The 1,997-nt window shown below is 70.9% G+C and carries 3 protein-coding genes; all 3 read left to right on the top strand.

The genetic code is table 11. From position 1 onward, the window contains the following. Positions 1 to 685: type III-B CRISPR module RAMP protein Cmr4 (cmr4, locus tag AC01Y6_RS10245; RefSeq protein WP_476671410.1), on the top strand; the 685-nt coding region annotated here is incomplete at its 5' end. Next, a complete protein-coding gene (cmr5, locus tag AC01Y6_RS10240; RefSeq protein ID WP_476671408.1) occupies positions 682 to 1,032 on the top strand; it encodes a type III-B CRISPR module-associated protein Cmr5 in 351 nt (116 codons plus the stop codon). The genes cmr4 and cmr5, both read left to right, overlap by 4 nt. Positions 1,033 to 1,034: 2 nt before the next feature. Further along, positions 1,035 to 1,997, top strand: a 963-nt coding sequence (gene cmr6 / locus AC01Y6_RS10235) for a type III-B CRISPR module RAMP protein Cmr6 (protein WP_476671406.1), incomplete at its 3' end; no start/stop codon positions are given.

Below are 1,997 nucleotides of genomic sequence, written 5' to 3'. Positions count from 1 at the left end.
GGACACCCTCTTCGCCGTCTTCGGTCCGGACACGGAGAGCGCCTCCGAGCACGCCGGGGCGGTGCAGGTGGGGGACGCCAAGCTCCTCTTGCTCCCGGTCCGGAGCCTCTACGGGGTCTTCGCCCTGGTCACGAGCCCCTACCTCCTGGAGCGCTTCTCCAGGGAGGCCGAGATGGTGGGCCTTCGGATTCCCGGGGTTCCCCAGGTCCCAGACGCCGAGCACGCCCTCCTCGCCCCGGGCTCCCGGGTCCTGGGGCATGGGGGCAAGGTCTACCTCGAGGACCTGGACCTTAAGGCCCGGGAGGAGGGGGGGATTGGGGCCTGGGAGGACTGGCTCGCCGAGCGCCTCGAGGTCCCGGTGAGGGGCCGCCTGACCGTGGTCCACGACGACCTCATGGGCTACCTCCTGGAGACGGCCACGGAGGTGGTGGCCCGCATCCGGCTGGACGACGCCACCAAGACCGTGGCCAAGGGAGCCCTCTGGTACGAGGAGAGCCTGCCCACGGAGAGCGTGCTCTATGGCCTCCTCCGGGCCGAGGCCTCCCGCAGGAAGGGGAAGGACCTCCCCGCCGAGGCCGTTTTCGCCCTAGTGAAGGGCCTCTTGGAAGGGGCGGTCCAGCTTGGGGGCAAGGCCACGGTGGGCCGGGGCCTGTGCGCCCTTAAGGTGGTGGAGGGGCAAGCATGAGGACGAGGGCCCAAAGGTGGGCGGAGGACGCCTACAACCGGGTGAAAGCCCGCGCCCAGGGAGACAAGGAAAGGGCCAAGAAGTACCGGGACATGGCCCTGAAGTTCCCCGTCCTGGTGCGCCAGGCGGGGCTTTCCCAGGCCCTGGCCTTCGTGGCCTCCCGGGGCGAGGAGGCCCACAAGAACCTGGTGGGGGACCTGGCCCAGACCCTGGGCCGCAAGGGTCTGGAGGCCCTCGCCGAGGAGGCCCGCAAGGCCGAGCTCCTCGCCTACCTGCGCCTCACCCGGGAGGTCTTAGGGGCGGCGGAGTGGTACAAGCGCTTCGCCCAGGCGCTCATAGAGGAGTAGCTATGGGCCGCAGATCCGCGCTTGAGGGTATCCGCCTCCCCCGAGGGAAGGAGCCCCACCGGGGCCTCTGGCTGGACAAGTTCTTGAGGTCCACCGAGAGGGAGGACGCCGAGGCCAAGCGCTCCCTGGTGCGGGAGGTGGTGGGGATAGAAGAGCCCAGGGAGTACGCGGCGTTTTTCGAGCGGTACCGCAAGGCGCTCGTGGCCCTGGGCGCCGAGCTTCGCGAGGCCGAAACCCTCTCCCGCCTCGTGGTGGGGCTAGGGGGCGAGGGCGTGCTGGAGACCAGCCTCACCCTCCACCTGGCCTACGGGGTGCCCTACATCCCGGGCTCGGCCCTCAAGGGCCTGGCGAGCCGCTACGCCCACCTCTACCTCGAGGGCGAGGCCTGGCGGCGCAACCTGGCGCAGTTCCAGCGCGGCGAGGCCCAAACGGCCCTCTTCGGCACCACGGAGGAGCAGGGCCTGGTGGTCTTCTTTGACGCTTTGCCCCTTCCCGGAAAGTGGCGCCTCCACCCCGACCTCCTCAACCCCCACCACCCCCTCTACTACCGGGGGGAGGAGGAACCCCCGGCGGACTGGGACAGCCCTACCCCCGTCCCCTTCCTCTCCGCCACGGGCACCTTCCTCCTGGCCCTCGCCCCCGCTCCGGGCGTGGACCGGGAGGCGGCCCGCCCCTGGCTTACGGCCCTCTGGCGAATCCTCGCCTGGGCCCTGAAGGAGGAGGGCGTGGGGGCCAAGACCTCCTCGGGGTACGGGCGCATGGCCTTGGCCGAGCCTGGGGTCCCGGAGGCAGGAAGGGGCTCCCCGGCGCTAAGCCCGGCCCTCGAGGGCCTCCTTACCCGGGTCCGCTCCCTCCGTTACCCGGAGGTGCCCCGCTTTTTGGCCTCACAGGCGGAGGTCATCCTGGCCCTGTCGGCGGAGGAAGCCCAGGCCCTGCGCCAGGCCCTAGAAGGGAAGGGCTTTCTG

It is taken from the genome of Thermus sp., from assembly GCF_056332225.1.
The sequence above is the reverse complement of the archived record's forward strand: the minus strand, read 5'-3'. Positions and strand labels throughout refer to the sequence as shown.

What these genes read in the sequence shown, in the direction of transcription:
- cmr5 (WP_476671408.1), top strand. Translation starts at nt 682, where the DNA reads ATGAGGACGAGGGCCCAAAGGTGGGCGGAGGACGCCTACAACCGGGTG.